The sequence below is a fragment of the Kocuria sp. ICS0012 genome, from assembly GCF_001665945.1.
In the GTDB taxonomy this organism is placed as follows: domain Bacteria; phylum Actinomycetota; class Actinomycetes; order Actinomycetales; family Micrococcaceae; genus Kocuria; species Kocuria marina.
In genome coordinates this window covers 121,033-142,997 of the sequence record NZ_LZMM01000050.1, presented here as the reverse complement: position 1 = coordinate 142,997, position 21,965 = coordinate 121,033, and the positions used below count along the sequence as shown (strand labels likewise).

The window sequence follows — 21,965 nt, the reverse complement described above, 5'->3', positions numbered from 1 at the left end:
CCCCCCCCCCCCCCCCCCCCCCCCCCCCCCCCCCCCCCCCCCCCCCCCCCCCCACACCCCCCCCCCCCCCCCGGCGGCGGGCGGGGCCCCCCCCCCCCCCCCCCGGCCCTTTGTGCTGTCACTCACCGGCCACGCCGATGACCGACCACGTCAGCGACCGTCCCGGCTGAGCAGGTCCTGCTCAGCCGGCCGGCTCAGTGGTTCGCAGCGAACCGGCGAATCCGCGAGTCAGCGGCTCACGGTGAGGCAGTGAACCGACGAATCAGCGACCCGAGTAGCCGCCGTTGTCCGGGCGGTTCTTCCGACGTGGCCGGTCCTGCTGGTAGGACCCGCCACGGGAACGGCCGCCGCCGCGATCGTCGCGGTAACCGCCACGATCCTCGCGGTACCCACCGCGATCCTGGTAGCCGCCCCGGTCCTCACGGTATCCCCCGCGGTCGTTGCGCGGGCCCCGATCCCCGCGGTACCCGCCCCGGTCGTTGCGGGGTCCCCGGTCACGGTCACCGCCGCGGAAGGGCTTGCCCCCGCGCGCGCCACCGGGTCCGCGATCCTCCTGGATCCGGATGGGCGAACCGTTGATCTGAGTGTTGGCCAGCTTGTCGAGGGTTCCCGCGGGGAGGTTCTCGGGCAGACCCACAAGCGTGAACGTGGGGCGGATGTCGATCGCACCGATCTGCGAACCGTTGAGACCGCCCTCGTGCGTGAGGGCACCCACCACGGCGCCGGGGACTACGCGGTCGCGGTGCCCCACGGCCAGCTTGTAGGTCTTCATCCCGGCCTCGTCCCCCGGGGAACGGCGATTGCGGGGGCCGTCGCCGTCACGGCGCTCGCGGTCCCGCTTGCGCTGCGGCAGCTCGGGCAGATCCTCCAGGAGGAACGGGCGGCCGTTCTGGGCGATCACGGCGAGCGCAGCGGCGACCTCGACGGCGTCGACGTCGTGCTCGGACTCGTATTGCTCCACGAGCTCACGGAACAGCGAGAGGTCCTCGGAGTCGATGGTCTCCTTGATCTGCTGCGCGAAGTTCTCCTTGCGGGTCTGGTTGACCTCGTCCGTGGAGGGCACGCGCATCTGTTCGACGGGCTGGCGGGTGGCCTTCTCGATCGCGCGCAGCAGGTACTTCTCGCGCGGGGTCATGAACAGGATGGCCTCACCCTTGCGCCCCGCGCGGCCGGTGCGGCCGATGCGGTGCACGTAGGACTCGGTGTCGTGGGGGATGTCGTAGTTGACCACCAAGGAGATCCGCTCGACGTCCAGACCGCGGGCTGCAACGTCCGTGGCCACGAGGATGTCGATCTTGCCGTCGCGCAGCGAGTCCACGGTGCGCTCGCGCAGGTTCTGCGGGATGTCACCGTTGATCGCGGCGGCGGTGTAGCCGCGGGCCTTGAGCTTGTCCGCGATCTCCTCCGTGGCGGCCTTGGTACGCACGAAGACGATCACGCCGTCGTAGTCCTCGACCTCGAGCACGCGGGTCATGGCGTCCAGCTTGTGCGGGCCCATGACCTGCATGTACCGCTGCCGGGTGTTGCTGCCCGTGGTGGTCTTGGCCTTGACCGTGATCTCCTGGGGGTCGTGCAGATACTGCTGCGCGATCCGGCGGATGGCCTTGGGCATAGTGGCGGAGAACAGAGCCACCTGCTTCTCCGTGGGGGTCTGCGCCAGGATCTTCTCGACGTCCTCGGAGAAGCCCATGCGCAGCATCTCGTCCGCCTCGTCCAACACCACGTACGCGATGTCGTCCAGGTTGAGCGAGCCCTTGGCCAGGTGGTCGATCACGCGCCCCGGGGTTCCCACGACCACCTGCGCGCCGCGCTTGAGGCCCGCGAGCTGCGGACCGTACGAGGAGCCGCCGTACACGGGCAGCACGGTGAAGTCGTCCAGGTGGGTCGCGTAGGAGCCGAAGGCCTCGGCGACCTGCAGCGCGAGTTCGCGGGTCGGCGCGAGCACCAGCACGCGCGTGCTGCGCTGCGGGCCGTGCAGGTCGGACAGCTCCGCGAGCTTGGACAGTGCGGGCACCGCGAACGCGGCGGTCTTGCCCGTACCGGTCTGCGCGAGCCCGACGACGTCGCGGCCGCTCAGCAGCGCGGGGATCGTCGCGGCCTGGATGGGCGAGGGGTACTCGTAGCCCACCTCGTCCAGTGCCGCCAGCACGCGCGCGTCCACGCCCAGCTCGGCGAACGTGGGCGGGTTCGGTTCGGACTTCTCGGCGTCGGCGGGCTTCTCCGTGGAGTTGTTCTCGGCGCGCTTCTCGGCAGAGTCGTTCTCGACGGGCTGCTCGGCCGGCTCGGCAGCGTCGTCGTCCCGGGCGGTCTGCTCGGCCTCGGAAGGCTGGTCGGCGGGCTCGGTTGCCTCGCCGCTGTCGGTGCGCTGCGCGTCGACGACGACGTCGTGGTTGTCGGGGGCGTCGGTCACGGCGGGAGCGGCGTCGCGCTCGGGGGTTTCGTGCTCGGGGGTCTCGTTGTGGGGATTTTCGTTCTGGGACAGGGAGTCAGTGGACACGGAAGAACCTCGCTTCGGTGGAATGGAGTGATTGTCACCGGTGCGCGCGGTACTACCGCTGAAGTCCTGGACCGACATGCCCGCTACGGCGAAACGGTTACGACAGACAAGAAACCGGGATGATAAACCACTAGCCTACCGCACGGCCGGGCCATGTCAGGCCGATCTGCGGGCCACCACGATGTTCGCCTCGTCACTCACGACCGTGTAGCCCGCGCCGTACATGTCCCGCGCGTAGCCCGTGACGTCCGCCGGTGGCTCGCCGCTCCACGTCCCGCCGAGCCGGTCCACGACCACGTACTCGGGGGCGGGATCGTCCCCGTTGCCGATCCAGTGCACGCGGGTGGTGCTCACGAGCCCGTTCATGAGCGAGAGGTCCGTGGCCACGCTCGCCCCGTGCGGGATGCGCTCCACCGCGGCGGCCTTGGCGTCGTGACGCGGATCGGGTTGCCATGCCTCGGCGGTGGCCAGTTGCGCGAGCGGTTGCTGGGTGCCCACCGCGAGCGCGACGACCAGTGCCGCCCACGGGGCCGCGCGCGCCATGGTGCGCAGCACCGCGCCCTCGCCGGGGAGGAACGGTGAACGGTCACGGGTGAGGCGTCCGTTCGAAGCCCCGCTCCCGGCATGATCCCCCGCGGTTCGTCGGTGCGCCGGGCCGTCTCGGACGGCGACGTCGCTCCCCGCCTTCCCCGCGCGATCCGCATCGTTGCGGAGCCGATCGATGGCGTCCACGAGCGCCACGAAGACCACGGGCATCAACACCGCGCTGTAGTGCCACCCCGGCCCCCAGTAGCCGTGGTTGGGGGACAGCATGCGCCACGCGAGCGTGGGCAGCGCCACCAGCGCGAGGGGTGAGCGCACCGCCACCACGGCGCCGATCAGCAGCAGGAGCAGCCACGTGACGAGCTTCTCGACCGGGACGACCTGCAACACGACCACCGAGGTGGGATCGCGCAGCAGGAGTGCCAGGTCGATCTTGTCCGAGTACGCGAACTCCCCCGCGGGGTTGAGCGCGGGCAGGATCACCCCCACCGCGAGCGCGGAGGCCAGGACGCCCCACACCATGAGCGCTGCGCCCCACCGCGCGGCCGGATCCCGCAGGACCGCTCTCGCGGGATCCTCGGATGTCTGTCTGGCGCCGCGGTCCCCATCGTGGCGGGCATCCGCGGTGACACGATCCTCAGTGCTGTGCACGTGCGCGGCACTGCGCCCTGCGCCGCGGTGGGTGTAGGCGCGGAACTCGGCCCAGCGGCGTCGTACCGCACGGCTCCACCCACGCGCGAACGGGACCAGCGCGTGACCGAGCATGAGCGCCCCGATCGCCGCGACCGTGACCCCCAGGTCTTCCTTGACGAGGGCCACGGGCACGCTCCACAGGGCGGCCGCGCGCCACCGCCGTTCCCGCAGTGCGCACAAACCGAGCGCGAGCAGCGGCACGGCGAGCGCGATCTCGTGGAACTGCACCGCGACCGCGTTCTGCAGTCCGAAGCTCGCCGCGTACGCCACGCCGATCGCGACGGCCGGGGCGGGGCGCAGGACATACAGGGCACACCGCGTGACGACGGCGGCGGAGCTCCCGAAGAGGACGTCCTGCAGGATCATGAGGGTGAGCGCGGAGGGGAACACGGCGTAAATCGGTGCCAGGACGATCAGCAACGGGTGGAAGTGATCCCCCAGGAGATTGAACCCGTGGCCCTTGATGTCCACGATCGGTGCGTGTCCGGAGGCGTACGCGGAGAGCAGTTGCGTGAAGATCGCGTTGTCCCACGAGGGGACGTCCCAGCGGATCCACTGGCTCCAGGAGAACGCGCAGTACACCGCGGTCGTGAACGCTCCCACGAGGACGGGTAGCAACCATGCGGGACGAGTCCGCCCGGGGTCGGCCGATGCGGGGGAACGGGCCACGATCCTCCCTCCGGGATGCCTGTGCCGGGCGGCGGGGTTGTCGGACCCAGTATGCCAGCCGGGTGCGCGCGAGGGTGTCGGAGACCCGTGGCATCATCTGCGCATGACCACCACGGTGCGGACAGCGCGAATCACCGGTTCGGGGGACTCCCCCACCCGGTTGCGCTGGACGCCACCCGGGCCCGTGCACCTGGGCCAGACCCTGCGGGTGCTCGGGCGCGGTGCGGACGATCCCACGGTGCGCATCCTGAACGAGGACTGCGTGTGGATCACCACGCGCTCGAGCGGGTTGCCGGTGAGTGCGCGGTTCTCCCGCCCACCTCGCGTCGCGGGTGAGAACCCCCTGGACCGGGACGTCGTCGTGGACGCGTGGGGTCCGGGCGCGCAGCAGTGGTTGCCGTCCGCGCCCCGGTGGGTGGGCCACGGCGATTCGTGGGAGGAGTTCGAGTCCTCGGCGGGTTTTGCGCAGCTGCCGCACCGGCTCGTCAGGGCGCGCCACGACCACCCGGGGATGCGCTTGCCGGCCACGGGCACCGTCCTGGACCGCGCCGTCGTCTCCATCCTGGAACAGCGTGTCACGGCGATCGAGGCCGTGCGGGCGTACCGGGCGCTGCTGCGCTGGATCGGTGAGGAGGCACCCGGGCCCGCTCCGCGCGGGATGCGGGTGCCACCCACGGCCGAGCAGTGGCGCAGGGTGCCGTCCTGGCAGTGGCACCGGGCGGGCGTGGACCCCGCCCGTTCCGCGACGGTCATGCGCACGGTGCAGCGGGCGTCGGCCCTGGAGCGCCTTGGCCGGGAGCCGGATCCGGCGCGGGTGCGGGCCGCGGTGCAATCGATCAGCGGGATCGGTGTGTGGACGGCCGCGGAGATCACCCAGTGCACCCACGCGGACCCGGACGGCGTGAGCGTGCGGGACTTCCACCTGGCCGACTACGTGTGCTGGTTCTTCGACGGCGCCCCCGGATCGGACGAACGCATGCTCGAACTGCTCGAACCGTGGCGGGGTCACCGGCAGCGGGTCGTGCGGCTCATCAAGGCCAGTGGGCACCGCAAACCCGCGTTCGGACCCCGCCTCACGCCCCAGGATCATCGTCACCACTGACGGGGTTTGATGGGCCCGCCCCTGGATCGGCGCCGCCGCGGCGAATGGGCTACTCCAGAGCGGCGTCGCCCCACAGAGCGGGCGGGGCATGATGTCGCGTGCCGCGCGTGCTGCTCTCCCGCGGAGGACAGCCCGACTGAGGTTTGGCTTGCCTGCCTGGCGGGGTTTTCATTTGCGACGCAAACTATCTGCATGGCACAGCACACCGCGGTGGAACCGCACGCGACCAAGTCCGGGGAGAAAATGAACAAGCTGCGCGCCGGGGTCCTGGGCGCGAACGACGGCATCGTGTCCGTGGCCGCGACCGTCGTCGGCGTGGCCGGGGCCACCGCGGCCACGACGCCCGTGCTCGTGGCCGGTTCGGCCGCCGTGATCGGCGGCGCACTGTCCATGGCGCTGGGCGAGTACGTGTCCGTGTCGAGTCAGAAGGATTCGCAGGAAGCTCTCATCGAGAAGGAGAAGTGGGAGCTACAGGCCATGCCGGAGGCCGAGCTCGACGAACTCACGCAGATCTACCGGGATCGCGGGTTGAGCGAGACCACGGCCCGACAGGTCGCGGTGGAGCTGTCCGAGAAGGACGTGTTGCGTGCCCACCTGGATGCCGAACTCGGGATTGACCCGGATGACATTCCCAGCCCGTGGGGTGCCGCGATCTCCTCCGCGGTGGCGTTCCTGCTGGGTTCATTGTTGCCGCTGCTGGCCATCCTGCTCCCGCCCACGCCATGGCGGATTCCCGTCACGTTCGTGGCCGTGCTCGTGGCGCTCGCGCTCACAGGGACGCTCGGTGCCCGGTTGGGTGACACCCCGCACGTGGCCCGCGCCGCGGCCCGTGTAGTGACGGGCGGTGCGCTGGCTCTGGGTGCGACCTTCCTCATCGGTTCCCTGCTGGGGGTTTCCGCGGCGTGACGGGCCGCGTGAAGAACGACTGACGGGCGGCGGGGTCCCACATCCCGCCGGACAAGCGGCCCGGGCATTCAGACCGGATATACGGAGAGGGCGGCTCCTTCGGAAGCCGCCCTCCGTGTTTCATGGGCGTGTGCCGTGTGGCGCGGGCATCACATCATCTGTGTATGACGAGAAGTGCGCGCCACTACCGGGTCTACATACGCCGTGGAACTCAGGATCAGTTCTGCTGATCCCCCGCGGCGCCGGTCTCCGCCTCGGCGGCCTGCTTCTCGACCTCCGCGCGGACCTCGTTCATGTCCAGGTTCTTGACGGCGTCGATGACCTGCTCGAGGGAGGATGCGGGAAGCGCGCCGGGCTGCGAGAACACCATGATGCCCTCGCGGAACGCCATGAGCGTGGGGATCGAGGAGATCTGGGCGGCGGCAGCCAGGCCCTGCTCGGCCTCGGTGTCCACCTTGCCGAATACGATCTCGGGGTTGTTCTCGGAGGCGGCCTCGTAGGTGGGTGCGAACTGCTTGCACGGTCCGCACCAGTCCGCCCACCAGTCCAGCAACACGATGTCGTTGTCAGAAATGGTCTGGCCCAGGGTGTCCTGGGTGATGTCTACAGTAGCCATGAAACCAGCGTAGGACTCCGTTCCGCCGGGCTCCAGAACGTTCACTGCGGGCACAAGGAACGCCCTGGGCGCCGCGCCGTCGGCATTCCCAGGAATCACCCGTGAGGAGCCACCCGTGACCTTCAGACTCGGTATCGCCACGTGGGGGGGGGGAACGCGCTCCCCACCCCGACACGGGTGAGCTTCCCAGTCCGCGGGAGGGGTTCCTGCAGCTCACCGAGTTGGCCCGCACCGCGGACCGGGTGGGCCTGGACATCGTGGCCGTCGGTGAGGGCCACGGGGCGGAGCACGTCAACCCGGATCCGTTGCAGCTGCGGGCCGTGGGACACGGGATCGGCGTGATGCTCAACGTCATGGAAGGCCGCTGGGACCAGCTCGTGCCGTACGTCAAGGCGTACCGGGAGGCGCTGCACGGCTTCAGGCACTCCACGCGCGGCGCGGTGGGCCTGCTACTGCCGGGCCTCGTGGTGTCCGACGACGACGACGCCCGCTCCCCCGACGCCCTCACCCTCGCCTATCCCCACTTCGCCGCCAGCACGAGAACCTTCGGCGCCGCAAGCGCCGACGAACCCGCGTGGACACCGGAGGAGTTCCGCGAACAGTACGGGCCGGAGGGTGCGCTGCTCGTGGGCGGTGTGAGCGACGTCGTCACCAAACTGCGGGCCATGCGCGAGACGTTGGAGCTGGATCGGGTGCTCGTGCGCGTGGACGTGAACGGCCTGCCCCACGACGCGGCGCTGCGGACCGTGGAACTGCTCGGTCGAGAGGTCCTCCCGGCGCTGCGCTGAGCCCACCCGCGCTGCTCGGAACTCCCGCACCTGCCACCCACCCCGCTTCCCACATCCATGGGCTCCGCCCCGCCACATCACGCCCCATCCTGCGGCTTTTACTGAGCTAAAGCAGAAACGGGCGCCCTCAGCTGCTTGTGCTCCACTAGGAATTCAATGCGGTCGGCACAGAGGGCGGGTGAGCCGCGGAGCAAGGCGCGGCAGAGCTTGGCAGGGAAGTCGCGACTGCAGCAGGGCCCTGGGACGAAAGAAGGGGCTCCCCGGATCATGTCATCCGGGGAGCCCCTTCGGGATGATCGCTCATCCCCGTGGGTGGCAGGTGAGGGATTCGAACCCCCGTAGGCAGTGCCAGCTGATTTACAGTCAGCCCCCTTTGGCCGCTCGGGTAACCTGCCGAGAGCGCACAGAGCGCATTGCACCCCCGCCGTGCGGGAGCACCTCAACATTACACAGCACACCCCCCGTCCCCCAAATCAGCGCGGGTGCCCCCACAACCCCTGAACGGCCGGGAGCGTGACATCGGTGCCCCCACGCGGGTGACCGCGAACTGGGCGGGGAGCCCGATCACCACCGATCCGCCCGGTTCCGACACGAATGCGCTCGTCGCGGGCAATTAGGCTGGTGGGTGACATCACGCACCCAACACACCCAGGAGGACAACCGTGGCTTCGGAATCATCATTCGACGTGGTCAGCAAGGTCGACAAGCAGGAAGTGTCCAACGCCCTGAACCAGGCCCAGAAGGAAGTGGCCCAGCGCTACGACTTCCGCGGGGTGGGCGCGGATATCGACTTCTCCGGCGAGAAGATCCTGATCAAGGCCAATTCGGAGGAGCGTGCCCAGGCCGTCCTGGACGTCTTCCAGTCCAAGCTGGTCAAGCGCGGGATCTCCCTGAAGTCCCTGGACGACGGTGAGCCCTACGCCTCCGGCAAGGAGTACCGCATCGAGTGCTCTATCAAGGAGGGCATCGCCCAGGACCAGGCCAAGAAGATCACCAAGCTCATCCGTGACGAGGGCCCCAAGGGTGTCAAGGCCACCATCCAGGGTGATGAACTGCGCGTCTCGTCCAAGTCCCGTGACGACCTGCAGGACGTGATCGCGCTGCTCAAGGGATCGGACGTGGAGGTCGACCTGCAGTTCGTGAACTACCGCTGACGTGACCCGGCCCCGGCGCTGCGCCAGCACCGCGTCGGCCCCACGCCCGTCACACGCCGGTCGGCATCCGCAGACCAGGAAGCCGTGAGCCCCGAGCGGGGATCACGGCTTCTTCCGTACGGGGTTCGCCCCCCGGGCACCACGGCGGACACGCGGGCCGCAGTCGTGGGACGACGCGACGGGCCGGTCGCACGCGACGCCCACCGCGACGTCGAAACCCGAACGCCGCGTCAGCGGCCGTAGAACCCGCCGTTGCGTGCCATGTTCTGCAGCCGCTGCACGCGGTCGTCGGTGGAGGGGTGGGTGCGGAACAGGCCGGAGACCGCACCGCCGCGGAACGGGTTGGCGATCATCAGGTGGGACGTGTTGACCACCTTCTGGTCCTCCGGGTTCATGGGCCGCTGGGACGCGCCGCTCTCGATCTTGCGCAGTGCCGAGGCGAGCGCAAGGGGGTCGCCGGTGAGCTTGGCGCCGTCCTCGTCGGCGTCGTACTCGCGCGTGCGGGAGATGGCGAGCTGGATCACGGTGGCCGCGACGGGTGCGAGGAACGCCATGAGCAACCCCACGAGCATGTTGCCACCGCGGTTGTCGTCACCGCGCCCGCCGCCGAAGATGGCCGCGAACTGCAGCACCTGCGCGGCGGAGGTGATGAGTCCCGCCACCGCGGCCGCCACGGACGAGGTCAGGATGTCCCTGTTGTACACGTGCATGAGTTCGTGGCCGAGTACCGCGCGCAGCTCGCGTTCGTCGAGCATCTGCAGGATCCCCTCGGTGCAGCACACCGCGGCGTTGTCCGGGTTGCGTCCGGTGGCGAACGCATTGGGGCTCATGGTGGGCGCGATGTACAGCCGCGGCATGGGCTGCTCCGCCCGGCGGGAGAGCTCCTCCACGATCCGGTACATGGCCGGTGCCTGTTGCGGGCTCACGGGCACCGCCCGCATGGACCGGATGGCGAGCTTGTCCGAGTTCCAGTAGCTGTATGCGGTACCGATCAGCCCGATCACCGCGAACAGGATGATGAAGAACGAGCTGCGCGTGGCCCCGGCGATGATCCAGCCGATCGCCAGCAACACCACCCACATACCGCCCAACAGCAGCACGGTCTTCAGTCCGTTGTAATGGCGGTGCATTCAGTGTTCTCCTGTGGGGTCTAGCGGGGCAAGAAAATGTTGAGGGATACCGACGGTACCAATGCGGACGGCGGCAACGGCGGCGCGGGCAGTGGGGGAAATGTGGGCAGCGGGGGCAGCCCGTCGAGGCAGATGATCTCCCACCCTCCCAGTCCGAACGACACCTCGCAGCCGGGGTCCGTGGTCGTCGGGGGCGGTGGTGCCACCCCCGTCGAGGGGGACGGGACCGGTGTTTGCGTAGCGTCCGACGGCGCGGGGGAGGGTCCCTCGCCCGGGTCCGCGGGGTTCCCTCCCGGGTCCGCGTCACCCGGGGGCGGGCTCGGCGACGGCGTGGGCGGGACGTCCGGATCGGTGCCGAGGTCGGGGGCAGAGGACGACGTCGCACCGCCCGCTCCGTTGCCCGGCGCACCCGGGTCCCCGGGCAGTGGCGCACCGCCCGGCCAGCGACCTTGCGAGTCACCCTGATTGCGGCCGGCCTGGCCGTCCGGGCCTTGTCCCTGGGGGACGTCCTCGCGGGCCTGCTTGGGGCGGGACGCGTCGGAATCGCCCGAGTCCCCCTGAGCTACGGACGCGGAATCTCCACCATCGGCGGCACCGCCGTCCGAGTCCCGACCGGCGGAATCCCCATCGCGGGAATCACCGCCGTCCGCATCGTCGTCGCGACCGGCTGCGGGTGTCTCGGAAGAACCGCGGGCGCCGGACGCAGCGGCGTCGCCGTCGGAAGAGTTCACATCCGGGGAGGCGGCGACGGCGGGCGCACCGCCCGAGGGATCGTCCGGCGAGTTGGACACGGCCACGATCCCCACGGCCGCGGCGGCCGCAACCAGGACGCCGACCGCGGCGATCGCCAGGCCCATACCGGACGATGCGAACGCAGCAATCCCCGTGGACTGCCCTGCGGCTGCAGCCCCGGACGAGGCGCCCGCGCCGGCCCCGGAGCCGCCGGCACCCGGACCCTCGGAGGTTGCGATGGCGCTCTCCGCCGCGCCATCGAAAGCCGGGGTCCCCGCGACTCCCGGAGCCTGGGACGCGGCAGCCCCGAAGCCCGCCAGGGACGTGCCGGCGAGCGCGTCCACGAGCCGACCGCCCGCGCCGGCCCACAACGGAAGTCCGGCTAGGACGGGCAGGAGCCAGCCGCGCATCCCGATCCCTAGGTCCTGGAGCTGCAGGTACTCGGCGGTGCAGCGGGGACACCGGTCCAGGTGTTCCTGCACGACCTTGGTGCGTGACGGGGTCAGGGAACCGCGCGCGAACGCACCGAGCTGTCGTGAATACTCGCCGCAGTCCTCGAGGGCCCGCGCCGAGACGTGTTCCTGCATGTAGGCGGTGCGGAGTCCCTCCCGTGCGCGCGTGCCCAGCGCGGAGACCGCGTTGGGTTGAATGCCCACAACGGAGGCCACCTGACGCGGCTTGCGCCCCTCGATCTCGAGGTACCACAGCACTTCCTGCCAGCGCTCTGGCAGGGACGCGAACGCGCGGGCCACCACCACGGAGTCCACCTGGCGCACTACGGTGTCCTCGAACAGTTGCACACGGTCCAGCGGCCCGTCCGGCTGGGGGTCCTCGGGGCGCGTGCGGCTCAGCTCGTTGGCGCGGTCCGCAGCGAGCCGGGACACGGCCGTAACGAGGTAGGCGCGCAGGAACTCCCGGGGGCCCTTGCCCTCCTTGAGCAGCGCGAACACGCGCGTGAACGCCTCGGAGACGAGGTCCTCCGCTTCCGGCTCGTTGCGAGAATGCATGCGGGCCACGGCCAGCGCCGCCCCGCGGTGCCGTTCGTAGAGCGTGGCGAAGGCATGCGAGTCACCCTCGCGGACCGCGCGTAACAGGTGTTCGTCGCTGATGCGTTGGCCGCCCTGGCCCGGGTGGTGCCCGGTGCCGGGAACTGCTCTGTGTGACATGGCGCTCTCTGCCCACTGGAAGTAACTCGGTACCTCCATTGTGACAGCCGCGGGCGCTGCGCGGCAGTCCGCGACCCCGCCCCTCCCCCGCGTTCCCGCTGTCACCGCGCCGGCCCGGTCATGGCCGGGGGCGGGACCGGCGCCCCCACGCCGGTCCCGCCCCCGTCTCCTAGTGCCATCTCCCTCCCCCGCGCCGGACAGCCCGTCCGGCAAGGAGACGCTCTCACCCGCCGCGTGCCGCGCGATGTGTCCCCGTGGTGATCGCGGCACCGGTTCGCCGGTCCCAGAGCGATCGGACCGTCCGGGATCCCGCGCAGCCCGCGCGGGATCCACTACGTAGACGCACGGGATCGGAAATCATGACGCGAGATCCGAAAACTTTTTTCGCGGGTCCCGTCACGGATGACGACGCCGCTGCGCGCGGCCTTCCGCGGGCCCGTCCCGGACCGCGACGGCCCCACGCGGCGGGCGGGCTGCGAGCGCACCACGGCGGTGACCCGGGGCCGCGGGGGGCATGTCGGCGGGGACGGCGGCGTTGACAGCGCGGGAGCGCCGTGAGTGCAACTATTGTGAGTGGCTCAGAATAAGAATAGAATGAACCCCATGGAGACCACCGTTCAGGCTGCACCGCACCCGTCGCGGGATGCGTGGACCTCGCATCTGCGCTCGCACGGGCGCAGGGTCACCAGACAACGTCTTGCCGTGTTGGACGCCGTGTCCGCGGTTCCGCACGCCACCGCCGAGGACACCGTGCAGCAGGTTCGCTCCGTGCTGCCCAACATGTCCGTCCAGTCCGTCTACGTGGTCCTCGCGGACCTCGCGGCGATCGGGATGGTGTCCAAGTTCGAGCCGCCCGGATCCCCCGCTCGCTACGAGATCCGCACCGGGGACAACCACCACCATGCGTACTGCGTGCGCTGCGGAGTGGTCCAGGACGTGCCGTGCGCCGTGGGCCATGCCCCGTGCCTCACGCCGTCCCAGGACCACGGCTTCGAGCTGCTAGCCGCGGAGGTCGTCTACCGGGGTGTGTGCCCCCGCTGCCAGGAAGAGCTCGCGGCGAGCGCGACCGAGGCCCGCTGAGCCACGCTCTGACACCGGCCCCCTGACGCGCGGCCCCTGACATACAGCCCTGGCGCACCCCCGGACACGCCCCGCGGGTGTGGAAACTGCGGACGAGATGCGCCGCAATTCCGACCCACCGACCTCTCAGTCGCGAGGCTGCGAGGTACCGCCCTGTTCTCGCTGCGTGACGAGCTCCAGCATCTCCCGCAGCTGCGCCGTGGGCAGGGTGGCCACGGGGGCCATGGCATTGAGGCAGATGGCCGCCGCACCCGATTCGAGCGCGAACTCCAGGATCTTCCGGGACGGGGCCGAGCGCACCGTGAGCGCCGGGTCGAGGGCGGCCACCTCCGCCGCGGACGTGAAGACCAGCAGGGTGTCCGGTGCGGCGCCCTCCTCGGAGGGTTGGACCATGACCGGGATCGCGTTCTCCCCCTCGTCCCGGGTGCCGAGCATGAGGTAACCGTTCGGGTTGAGCAGGGCCCCCAGGACGTCCGCCATGGCATTGTCCAGCAGCGCTTGCTTGAGTGCCTCGTTGTGGGGTGAGCGGCCCACCCACTCGATCTGCTGGCGGGGGATCCGCAGGGCGTGTTCGGACGCCGGGTCCACCACGATCTCGTCGTACTGGGTGTCCTGCACGACCATCTCGATCATCGCGCTCGCGCGCTGGCGCAGCAGGACGGGTTCGGCTAGATCCGGGTTCTTGTTGCTGCGGGTGAACATCTCGCGGGCCTGCTCGGCGGTCGTATACACGGCCAGTGCGCGACCGCCGTCGGGCTGGGCGACCGTCTGGACCCGGATGTGGGACTGCGGCCCCACGGGCTGACCGTCCTCCCCCGGGACCAGGTCCGATCCGGAGATGTCCAGCAGCACGGTCCCGGCCAACGCCTCGCGCAGGGCCCCGGCCAGGGTCCGCTCCCCGGGTTCGCGAGTGAACGCCTCGGCCGCCGCGCGCAACCGGGGGTGCACGTCCCCGTGGGAGTCGTCCTCGGAGGTCGGTGCGAACGGCAGCTCGACCCCGGCCTCATCGGCCAGTTCCAGGGCCCACAACGGCGTGCGCTCCTGGGTACGCGGGAACTCAGTCAGCTGAGCCAGCACGTCCCGGCCCGTGTAGGCGCCCTCGTCCGCGTAGGGGCGGGGCAGCTCCCGGAAATTGTAGGACGCGCTCGTGTGCAGCGTGGGCTCGGGCCACCCGCTCGCGGCGATGCTCACGGACGCGGTGAACCAGCTCCCCCGCCCGGGCACCGCGCAGCTGCGCTGCAGTTGCGCGATCGTCTCCAGCACCGGGCTGTCCTGCTTGATGGGCCCTGCCGCCCCGGGGATCACGGAGCCGTCCCTGTTCTCGACCACCCGCAGATGGACCCGCCCGCCCTGGGGCTTGAACTCCACGAGCATGGTGTCCCAGCCCGGTTCCGTGCGCAGGACGGACATCACCCATTCGCCCACCCGTGCCACGAGTTCACGCTCACCGGGTGCGGGGGTCGTCGATTCGGGCCGAGGCTCAGAGGTCATGGTGTGGTGTCCCTTCGACCCGTGAGCCACGGGTCCGCTCGCTGTAAGATCGCGCGATCTCCCCCGGTCGCTGCCGGGCGCCGCGCGCCCCCAGCCTAACGAACCGCTCGCGTGCGAGGTCCCAACACGGCCGCGGGGTACGACGTCGCTCGGTGCGGCCGCGGCGTCGTCGTCGGGTACGTGCCGCGGGCGGATACAGGGGCCCCACAGGCACCGACGTGCCGTCCGGCGCGCACTGGCGTCCGCGCCAGTTGTTAGCCTGGACCCATGACGAAAACTTTGCAGGAGTTGATCGACGCGTCGATCTTCCTTTCCACCGAATACCAGGCAGTGCTGGCGGAACTGTCCCAGGGCGCGGAGTGGGACGTGGACTTTTCCGCGCCGTCGTTCACCCTGCAAACCACGCCTCCCGTCACCCTGACCCCCTACCTGCTGGGCACCGAATCGGCGTCCCGCGGGTCCTTCGTGTGGTCGTGGCAGGAGCTCGGGCACTTCAACCCGCGCGTGGTCTCCGCCGCCGTGCAGGCCAAGCAGGCCGGTGAGCGTCACGAGGTCTCCGAGCTGACCACGGACGAGCTGCCCCTCGAGGACGGTCTGGCCCGCCGGCTGACCCTGGCCGCCAAGGCCGTCACGGGTCTCTACGCCCACTACCCCGCGCGCGCCGGTGGCAACATCACGGCGTGGTTGCTGCTGGACGGCCCCGAGTTCGAGCTGCCCCGACTCACGGAGCAGCGCATGATGCAGGTCATCGGGGAGTCCCTGACCACGGACACCGCCGTGGACCACAACCTCGCCGTAGCCAGCTACGCCAAGCTGCGCGGCGCCCACGTGGAGTGGGACACGGACGCCACCTGTGTGGTCACCGTGCACGACGGCGCTCAGCGCTTCTGGTTCGACGACCACCAGATCACGGGCGTGGAACCCGCTGAGCCCTCCGTGGGCGAGGACGAACTGCGCGAGCTCGAACACCAGGCGCAGACCCACCGCGAGGCCCTGCTCGAGGACCGCCGTGCCGCGGTGGCCCAGGCCGAGCAGCTCGGTGAGCAGCAGCGCGTGGAGTCCGCCGAACGCAAGCGGCGCGAGCGTGAAGAAGCCGCCGCAACGGCGTCGTCCACGTCCGAGCGGGAGGAGCCGCTGCCCAGCGAGCTGTCCCGCGAGGAGATCGAGGCGCCCGAGCCCGAGCAGCCCGAGGGGGACGTGGCCGTCCCCGCGAGCGAGGTGCGGGACCCGGACCGCCCGTTCGACCAGGAACCCACCTCCGGACCCGCCGAGCCGGGTCGCGTGGAGACCACGGTGCTGCCCGGTCCCTCCGGGGACGCGGCCACCGCCGGCCCACAGGCCTCCCCGCACCCCAACACCACGGCCATGTCCCGGATCCCGGACCCCGAGTTCGCCGCGGCCCAGCCGGGGATGCAGGACGAGGACGCGGCGCGGGACACGCGCGAACCCACTGCGCCGGAACCGAGCGAACCCGCGACGGAGCAGCCAGTCCTGCGGGACGTCTCCGAGGACACCGTGGCCCGCGAGCGGGCCGAGCGGGAGACGGTGGTCGCCCGCGAGACCGTCGCCGGCCCCGGCGCTGCTGAGGACGACATCTCCGCCCCCGCCGTGGTGGACGGCCAGGAGGTCGAGACCAACGAGCAGGCGGAGAAGAAGGGCAAGAAGAAGCGCGGTTTCCTGAGCCGTTTCTTCGACCTCTGATCGCGAACCGACGCGGCGGTCACCGGGGATAGGATCGGACGGTGACTGACAACGCGACTTCCGGCCCGGGCCCTCACCAGCAGAAGAGGGCCCGGGCCGGTTTCGGCTACGGGTTCGCCGCGTACGGGATCTGGGGGTTGCTGCCCCTGTACTTCGTGGTCCTGGCCCCGGCCACGGCGTACGAGATCGTGGCCCTGCGCATTGTCTTCTCCCTGGTGGTCTGTCTGCTGATGCTGGCCGTGACCCACTCCGTGGGCCGGTTCATCCGGTTGTTCCGGGACGGCTCGGCGGTGCTCGCGCTCACGGTGGCCGGTGTGCTGATCGCCGGGAACTGGTTGCTGTACACGGTCGCCACGACCACGGGGCACACCCTCGAGGCGTCCCTGGGGTACTTCATCAACCCGCTCGTGGCCATCCTGCTGGGTGTCCTGGTGCTGCACGAGAAGCTGCGCCCCCTGCAGTGGACCGCGATCGCCGTGGGTGCGCTGGCCGTGGTGATCATGGCCGTGTTCTACGGCGCGGTGCCGTGGCTCTCACTGGGCCTCGCCTTCACGTTCGGCTTCTACGGCCTGGTTAAGTCCCGCGTGGGCTCGCGCTATCCCGCGCTGATCACCCTCACCGGGGAGACCGCCATGATCACGCCGCTCGCGCTCGTGGCGGTCGCGCTGCTGGGCGCCCAGGGACAGATCACCCTGACCTCCGGGGGCACCGGGCATTTCCTGTTGCTGCTGTCCTCCGGCGTGATCACCGCTGTTCCGCTCCTGCTGTTCGGCGCCGCCGCCGCCCGGCTGCCCCTGAGCACCGTGGGCATGCTGCAGTACATCGCACCGATCGGCCAGTTCATCCTGGCCGTCCTGGTCTTCCACGAGGAGATGCCCCCGGAGCGCTGGGTCGGTTTCGGCCTCGTGTGGCTCGCCGTGGTGCTGCTCGTGCTCGACGCCGTCCGCGCACCTCGCGCGCCCCGTCTCCCCCGCCGCTGAGCGCACCAGGTCTCACCGCCGCTGAAAGCACCCGATCCCCCGCCGCTGCGCGCACCCGGGGCCCGGAACGAGAAAAGGCCACCCCTGACCAGGGGTGGCCTTCTCTCATGGGACCGCGTGAATCAGATCCGCGACTCGGGAGCCGCGCCGGCGTTCACCCGGGATCCCGGGTCACCGTCGGTGGCCGCGCGGTGCGCGGCGTCCTCACGGGAGCCCTCCGACGGGGTGTCGAGCTCGTCGACCTCCTCGGGCGAGCGCTTGATGTTGATCAGGGCGAGCAACAGCCCACCCCACACGGTGACCATGGCCACGATCATCATGACGACGGACATGGTGCTCATGAGAGTTCTCCTTCCGAGCGGCGGGACTGGACCTGGGCGGACGACCGGCCCGCGGCGTCGCCGACAGGGTCGGTGTGACCCGATCCGGCGTGCGCCCACGGGGCCTGACGCTGCACCACGGTCCCGTCCTCGATGGCGCGCAGGGAGAAGTCCTGGCCCAGTGCGGGGGTGCGGGTCGCGGTGTCCTGGTAGTGGGACAGGGGCTCGTGGCGCGCGAGGGCGCCGCGGTCCACGTAGGCGTCCTGGATGGCGGGGGCGGGGCTCGTGAGGGCCTCCGCGGTGCGCCGGGACCAGGGCAGTCGGGACAGCAGGTAGGCAATGACGATCAGGGCCACGGCCATCCCCCACCCGAACGTGTTCACGAACCACTGCGGCATGTCGTTGTAGCCCTGGGACACGGTCTCGGTGAGCTGGTCGATGAGGATGTAGCCCAGGATCACCGGGGTCACACCGCCCACCATGATCATCCACGTGCGCCCGAGCTTGAAGGACGAGACCGAGTTGATGTGGTCACGCAGCGTGGGCAGCGCCGAGAAGCCCGCGGTGAGCAACAGCACGGACACCAGGGCCGCGGCCACGATGCCGAAGTTGTTCACGAACGCGTCCACGACGTCCAACAGGTTCAGCCCCGTGGTCGTGGGGAAGAACAGCAGAGAGATCGCGGCGAGCGGGATGACCACGAGGGCCACGGCCGCGGGGCGCGAGAGCCCGAGCTTGTCGCGGAAACCGGCCACGATGACCTCCACGATGGAGGTCAGGGACGTGAACCCGGCGAACGCCAGGGCACCGAAGAACAGCACACCGATCAGCGTGCCGAACGGGGCCTGGGAGATGATGGCCGGGAAGGCGATGAACGCGAGACCGATCCCGGACGTCGCGACGTCGGCGACTTCCGTCCCGGAGGCCGAGGCCATGAAGCCGAGTGCTGCGAACACGCCGATACCGGCGAGGATCTCGAAGGACGAGTTCGCGAAACCGACCACGAGCGCGGAGCCGGAGAGGTCCGAGCGGGGCTTGAGGTAGGACGCGTAGGTGACCATGATGCCGAAGCCCACCGAAAGGGAGAAGAAGATCTGCCCGTAGGCCGCGACCCATACGGAGGAATCACCCAGTGCGGACCAGGACGGGGTGAACAGGGCATCCAGACCCGCGGCGGCACCCGGCAGCGTCAGGGCCATGCCCACCATGATCAAGAACATGACCACGAGCAGCGGGATCAACACCACGTTGATCTTCCCGATCCCGTTCTGCACGCCCATCATCAGCACGATCAGCAGCACGAGCCACGCGATGGCCGTGGCGATGAACACCGGCCAGATGAAGTCGAAACCGATCGTGACCTCATCCGAGACCCGCATGTAGTCGCTCATGAAGAAGGTCGCGGGATCGTCCCCCCACGCCTTGCTGAACGAGAACACGGTGTACTGCATGGCCCATCCGATGATCAGGGCGTAGTACACGGCGATCACCACGCAGATGGCCAGCTGCCACCACCCGATGGTCTCGAGTTTGGGGTGCAGCCGTCGGAAGGACAGCGGGGCGGACCCGCGGTAGCGGTGACCCACCGCGTAGTCGAGCATGAGCAGCGGGATACCGGCGGTCAGCAGGGCCACCAGGTAGGGGATGATGAAGGCGCCGCCGCCGTTGTCGAACGCCACGTACGGGAACCGCCAGATGTTGCCGAGCCCCACGGCGGAGCCGATGGCGGCGAAGATGAACATGGTGCGCCCGGAAAATGCTTCCTTCGCGGCGCGACCACGTGTCGTGTCTGTGGACATGGATGAACCTCACGCGGGACGAATCCCATCGGCGCGCACGCGGAAGCCCTCGTGGCGCGCAAGTGGATTACGGATGCGCCAAGCTTACTGAGAACTCAGCCCCTGCGATGCACCACGCCGTGCGCGAATTCGATCAGTGCCGCTTTGGCCACGGAATCGTCGAGCGGTTCGAGGGCCGCGATGGCCTCGTCCGCCCAGTCGTTGGCAATCTGCCACGCCTCCGCAGCCGCGGGGTGCTCGGACACGGCCTCGACGGCGCGGGCCAGGGCGGCGTCGTCGGACAGGTCCCCGTCCACGAGCTCGAGCAGCTCGCGCGCGGAGGCCGCGGCGGCCGGGTCGGAGCCGGCGGCGTCGCGGCGCAACAGCAGGACCGGGAGGGTGTCCACGCCCTCGCGCAGATCCGTACCGCGTATCTTGCCGGAGACGTCCGGGTGGCCGGTGAGGTCGATGATGTCGTCCGCGAGCTGGAACGCGAGTCCCACCTTCTCGCCGTAGACGACCATGAGATCCACCACGGAGCGGGGCCCCCCGCCCAGCAGGGCGCCGTACTGACCGCTCGCGGCGATCAACGAACCGGTCTTACCGGAGAGCACCTTGATGTAGTGGGCCACGGGATCCTCGTCCGGGGCGGGACCGGTGGTCTCCTGCAGCTGCCCGATCACCAGGCGCTCGAACGTGGTCGCCTGGATCATGAGGGGTTCCTGGCCCAGGGCGGAGACCATGGCGGAGGCACGTGCGAAGATCATGTCCCCGGTGAGGATGGCCACGGTGTTGCCCCACACCGTGTGCGCGGTCTGCACGCCCCGGCGCATGGGGGCGGAGTCCATGACGTCGTCGTGGTAGAGGGAGGCCAGGTGGGTCAGTTCCACGACCGCGGCGGCCTCGATGACCTCGTCCGTGACCTCACCGGCCACTTCCGCCGCGAGCAGCGTGAGGAGGGGCCGCACCCGTTTACCGCCGGCGTCGAGCAGGTGCCGGGCCGCGACGTCCGCGATCCGGTCCGCGGAGTGCACGGACTCTGCCAGCCGCTGCTCGATCCGATCGAGGCTGCGCAGCATGAGCGGGCCCAGGTGGGAGTCCTGGGCGATGAGCTCGAACCCTTCGGGCAAGCGCAGGGAGTCATTCGGGCGGCTGGGGTCAGTCACGATCCACCACTCTATCGACAATTCAGCTCGCGGGGGTCAGTGCGTCCAGCACCGCGATCGCGCGATCGGTCACAGTCCGGGCGGGCCGGTCCGACAGTTCCGTCATGACCCGCACCGCGAAGCGCATCATGGCCGGGACGCTCATCCCCGCCCGTAGGGCCGCGGTGAGGATCGCCGGGTGGCCGATGAGCTCGGCGAGCGCCCGGCCCTGCGTGAAATGGGCCCCCCATTCGGCGCGCACGAGCTGCGGGTAGCGGGCGAGCGCGTTCTCCCGTTGCTGGGGCCCGTTGGCCTCGGCGGCGTCCACGATGCACGACGCCGCGAACAGCGCGGACTCCATGGCGTTGGAGATCCCCTCCCCGTTGAACGGGGACACGAGCCCCGCGGAGTCCCCGAGCAGCATGAGCCCGGGAACGTAGTGCGGGGTGCGGTTGCCGGCCATGGGCAGCGCAGCCGAACCCACCCGGCCCACCTGGTGCTCCGGGTCGAAGGTCCACTCGGCGGGCATGGACGCGGCCCAGTCACGCAGCACCGCGCGGTAGTCGAGCTTGCCGAACGCGGGCGAGGTGTCCAGGATGCCCAGGCCCACGTTCGCGGTGCCGTCCCCCACACCGAAGACCCAGCCGTAGCCGGGCAGCAGGGAGCGCTCGGGGTCCGTGCCGTCCGCAAGTTCGAGCCACCCCTCCATCCAGTCGAGCTCCGAGCGCGGGGAACGGTAGTACGTGCGCACGGCCACGCCCAGGGGCCGATCCGTGCGCCGGTGCAGACCCGCGGCCACGGCGGTGCGGGTCGAGTTGCCGTCCGCGGCGAGCACGAGGTCCGCGCGGTGCTCCTCCGTCTCGGAGGTGCGTCGCCCGGTCGCCGGGTCCATCACGGCTGCCTGCACGCCCACGATCCGCCCGGTGTCATCACGCAGCACGTCCCGCACCATGCGGTGCTCGATCACGTGCGCACCGGCACGCCGGGCGTGCCGCACGAGGTCCTCGTCGAAACCCGCGCGCGTGCGCACGAGTCCGTAGGACGGGAAATCGGTCAGTTCGGGCCACGGGACCTCCACGGTGCGCCCGGACGCCACGAGTCGCAGTCCCTTGTTGGCCTTATAACCCTCCGCGGCGCCGCGCGGCAAGCCCATGAGCTGCATCTGGCGCACGGCCCGCGGAGTGAGCCCGTCCCCGCACACCTTCTCCCGCGGGTAGCCGCTCTTCTCGAGCACGGTCACCGCGATCCCCTGGCTCGCCAACCAGTACGCCGCCGTGGCACCGGCGGGGCCTCCCCCGCTGATCAAGACCTTCACTGCGCCGCGGCCCTCCGCTTCCTGTGTTCTTCCTTGTGATGTCGGCGCGCCCGCGTGCTGGACGGACCACCCGCCCATTGTGTCATCGTCCGCCGACGCCGCTGTCCCCGCCGTCGTCGCTCCGCCCGCGGACTCGGCAGGAAGCCGGGCCGGTCCCGG

Annotated in this window: 17 protein-coding genes and 1 tRNA gene; 7 read left to right on the top strand and 11 right to left on the bottom strand. The window is 70.3% G+C overall.

The genetic code is table 11. The features are described from left to right. Positions 1 to 262: 262 nt before the first annotated feature. Entirely contained in the window at positions 263 to 2,575 is a 2,313-nt protein-coding gene (locus A5728_RS09035; protein ID WP_369795627.1) for a DEAD/DEAH box helicase, read from the bottom strand. Between the two features lie 78 nt (positions 2,576 to 2,653). Further along, on the bottom strand, positions 2,654 to 4,402 hold the full coding sequence (locus A5728_RS09030) for a DUF2079 domain-containing protein (RefSeq protein ID WP_231885589.1): 1,749 nt from the start codon (positions 4,400 to 4,402) through the stop codon (positions 2,654 to 2,656). 103 nt (positions 4,403 to 4,505) lie between these two features. On the opposite strand from A5728_RS09030, the gene A5728_RS09025 reads away from it, so the two are divergent. Both A5728_RS09025 and A5728_RS09020 read left to right on the top strand, forming a co-directional pair. Further along, the gene (locus tag A5728_RS09025; protein WP_064846704.1) at positions 4,506 to 5,504 is read left to right on the top strand and encodes a DNA-3-methyladenine glycosylase; all 999 of its coding nucleotides are present in this window, start codon (positions 4,506 to 4,508) and stop codon (positions 5,502 to 5,504) included. A 192-nt stretch (positions 5,505 to 5,696) separates the two neighbouring features. After that, positions 5,697 to 6,410, top strand: a complete 714-nt coding sequence (locus A5728_RS09020; RefSeq protein WP_064846703.1) for a VIT family protein — start codon at positions 5,697 to 5,699, stop codon at positions 6,408 to 6,410. A 217-nt stretch (positions 6,411 to 6,627) separates the two neighbouring features. Here the strand turns inward: A5728_RS09020 and A5728_RS09015 are convergent, their stop codons facing one another. Further along, a complete protein-coding gene (locus A5728_RS09015; RefSeq protein WP_064846723.1) occupies positions 6,628 to 7,026 on the bottom strand; it encodes a co-chaperone YbbN in 399 nt (132 codons plus the stop codon). 221 nt (positions 7,027 to 7,247) lie between these two features. Here A5728_RS09015 and A5728_RS09010 point away from each other — a divergent pair, with 221 nt between their 5' ends. Beyond that, on the top strand, positions 7,248 to 7,814 hold the full coding sequence (locus A5728_RS09010; RefSeq protein ID WP_064846702.1) for a hypothetical protein: 567 nt from the start codon (positions 7,248 to 7,250) through the stop codon (positions 7,812 to 7,814). A 313-nt stretch (positions 7,815 to 8,127) separates the two neighbouring features. Here the strand turns inward: A5728_RS09010 and A5728_RS09005 are convergent. Next, positions 8,128 to 8,209 (bottom strand) — tRNA-Tyr (locus A5728_RS09005). A gap of 267 nt (positions 8,210 to 8,476) precedes the next feature. Between A5728_RS09005 and A5728_RS09000 the strand changes: the two genes are divergently transcribed. Then, the gene (locus tag A5728_RS09000) at positions 8,477 to 8,968 is read left to right on the top strand and encodes a YajQ family cyclic di-GMP-binding protein (RefSeq protein ID WP_035960096.1); all 492 of its coding nucleotides are present in this window, start codon (positions 8,477 to 8,479) and stop codon (positions 8,966 to 8,968) included. Positions 8,969 to 9,198: 230 nt separating this feature from the next. On the opposite strand, the gene htpX is transcribed toward A5728_RS09000, so the two are convergent. Together htpX and A5728_RS08990 are read right to left on the bottom strand one after the other, a co-directional pair. Then, positions 9,199 to 10,098 carry a zinc metalloprotease HtpX gene (gene htpX / locus A5728_RS08995; protein WP_064846701.1) on the bottom strand — a complete coding sequence of 300 codons (900 nt, stop codon included), beginning with the start codon at positions 10,096 to 10,098 and terminating at the stop codon, positions 9,199 to 9,201. A 20-nt stretch (positions 10,099 to 10,118) separates the two neighbouring features. After that, positions 10,119 to 11,996: a sigma-70 family RNA polymerase sigma factor gene (locus A5728_RS08990; RefSeq protein WP_064846700.1), complete on the bottom strand. Its 1,878-nt coding sequence runs from the start codon at positions 11,994 to 11,996 to the stop codon at positions 10,119 to 10,121. 603 nt (positions 11,997 to 12,599) lie between these two features. Here A5728_RS08990 and A5728_RS08985 point away from each other — a divergent pair. Next, positions 12,600 to 13,076: a Fur family transcriptional regulator gene (locus A5728_RS08985; protein WP_064846699.1), complete on the top strand. Its 477-nt coding sequence runs from the start codon at positions 12,600 to 12,602 to the stop codon at positions 13,074 to 13,076. 126 nt (positions 13,077 to 13,202) lie between these two features. On the opposite strand, the gene A5728_RS08980 is transcribed toward A5728_RS08985, so the two are convergent. Further along, positions 13,203 to 14,567 carry an SseB family protein gene (locus A5728_RS08980; protein ID WP_064846698.1) on the bottom strand — a complete coding sequence of 455 codons (1,365 nt, stop codon included), beginning with the start codon at positions 14,565 to 14,567 and terminating at the stop codon, positions 13,203 to 13,205. A 267-nt stretch (positions 14,568 to 14,834) separates the two neighbouring features. Here A5728_RS08980 and A5728_RS08975 point away from each other — a divergent pair, with 267 nt between their 5' ends. Together A5728_RS08975 and rarD are read left to right on the top strand one after the other, a co-directional pair. Next, positions 14,835 to 16,268, top strand: a complete 1,434-nt coding sequence (locus A5728_RS08975) for a DUF6882 domain-containing protein (RefSeq protein WP_064846697.1) — start codon at positions 14,835 to 14,837, stop codon at positions 16,266 to 16,268. A 41-nt stretch (positions 16,269 to 16,309) separates the two neighbouring features. Continuing rightward, the gene (rarD, locus tag A5728_RS08970) at positions 16,310 to 17,248 is read left to right on the top strand and encodes an EamA family transporter RarD (RefSeq protein ID WP_064846696.1); all 939 of its coding nucleotides are present in this window, start codon (positions 16,310 to 16,312) and stop codon (positions 17,246 to 17,248) included. Between the two features lie 122 nt (positions 17,249 to 17,370). Here rarD and A5728_RS08965 read toward each other — a convergent pair whose 3' ends face one another. From A5728_RS08965 to A5728_RS08950, 4 genes are all read right to left on the bottom strand, one after another. Continuing rightward, entirely contained in the window at positions 17,371 to 17,589 is a 219-nt protein-coding gene (locus tag A5728_RS08965) for a methionine/alanine import family NSS transporter small subunit (protein WP_064846695.1), read from the bottom strand. After that, the gene (locus A5728_RS08960) at positions 17,586 to 19,367 is read right to left on the bottom strand and encodes a sodium-dependent transporter (protein WP_064846694.1); all 1,782 of its coding nucleotides are present in this window, start codon (positions 19,365 to 19,367) and stop codon (positions 17,586 to 17,588) included. The genes A5728_RS08965 and A5728_RS08960 overlap by 4 nt, the downstream gene beginning before the upstream one ends. 95 nt (positions 19,368 to 19,462) lie before the next feature. After that, a complete protein-coding gene (locus tag A5728_RS08955; RefSeq protein ID WP_082943363.1) occupies positions 19,463 to 20,425 on the bottom strand; it encodes a polyprenyl synthetase family protein in 963 nt (320 codons plus the stop codon). A gap of 109 nt (positions 20,426 to 20,534) precedes the next feature. After that, a complete protein-coding gene (locus tag A5728_RS08950; protein WP_064846692.1) occupies positions 20,535 to 21,806 on the bottom strand; it encodes a geranylgeranyl reductase family protein in 1,272 nt (423 codons plus the stop codon). Between the last annotated feature and the right edge of the window lie 159 nt (positions 21,807 to 21,965).

Bases quoted from the DNA above. Each gene is read 5' to 3' on its own strand.
- A5728_RS09035 (WP_369795627.1), bottom strand. From the start codon at position 2,575: ATGTCGGTCCAGGACTTCAGCGGTAGTACCGCGCGCACCGGTGACAAT.
- A5728_RS09025 (WP_064846704.1), top strand. From the start codon at position 4,506: ATGACCACCACGGTGCGGACAGCGCGAATCACCGGTTCGGGGGACTCC.
- A5728_RS09020 (WP_064846703.1), top strand. From the start codon at position 5,697: ATGGCACAGCACACCGCGGTGGAACCGCACGCGACCAAGTCCGGGGAG.
- A5728_RS09015 (WP_064846723.1), bottom strand. From the start codon at position 7,026: ATGGCTACTGTAGACATCACCCAGGACACCCTGGGCCAGACCATTTCT.
- htpX (WP_064846701.1), bottom strand. From the start codon at position 10,098: ATGCACCGCCATTACAACGGACTGAAGACCGTGCTGCTGTTGGGCGGT.
- A5728_RS08990 (WP_064846700.1), bottom strand. From the start codon at position 11,996: ATGTCACACAGAGCAGTTCCCGGCACCGGGCACCACCCGGGCCAGGGC.
- A5728_RS08985 (WP_064846699.1), top strand. From the start codon at position 12,600: ATGGAGACCACCGTTCAGGCTGCACCGCACCCGTCGCGGGATGCGTGG.
- A5728_RS08980 (WP_064846698.1), bottom strand. From the start codon at position 14,567: ATGACCTCTGAGCCTCGGCCCGAATCGACGACCCCCGCACCCGGTGAG.
- A5728_RS08975 (WP_064846697.1), top strand. From the start codon at position 14,835: ATGACGAAAACTTTGCAGGAGTTGATCGACGCGTCGATCTTCCTTTCC.
- A5728_RS08965 (WP_064846695.1), bottom strand. From the start codon at position 17,589: ATGAGCACCATGTCCGTCGTCATGATGATCGTGGCCATGGTCACCGTG.
- A5728_RS08960 (WP_064846694.1), bottom strand. From the start codon at position 19,367: ATGTCCACAGACACGACACGTGGTCGCGCCGCGAAGGAAGCATTTTCC.
- A5728_RS08955 (WP_082943363.1), bottom strand. From the start codon at position 20,425: ATGCTGCGCAGCCTCGATCGGATCGAGCAGCGGCTGGCAGAGTCCGTG.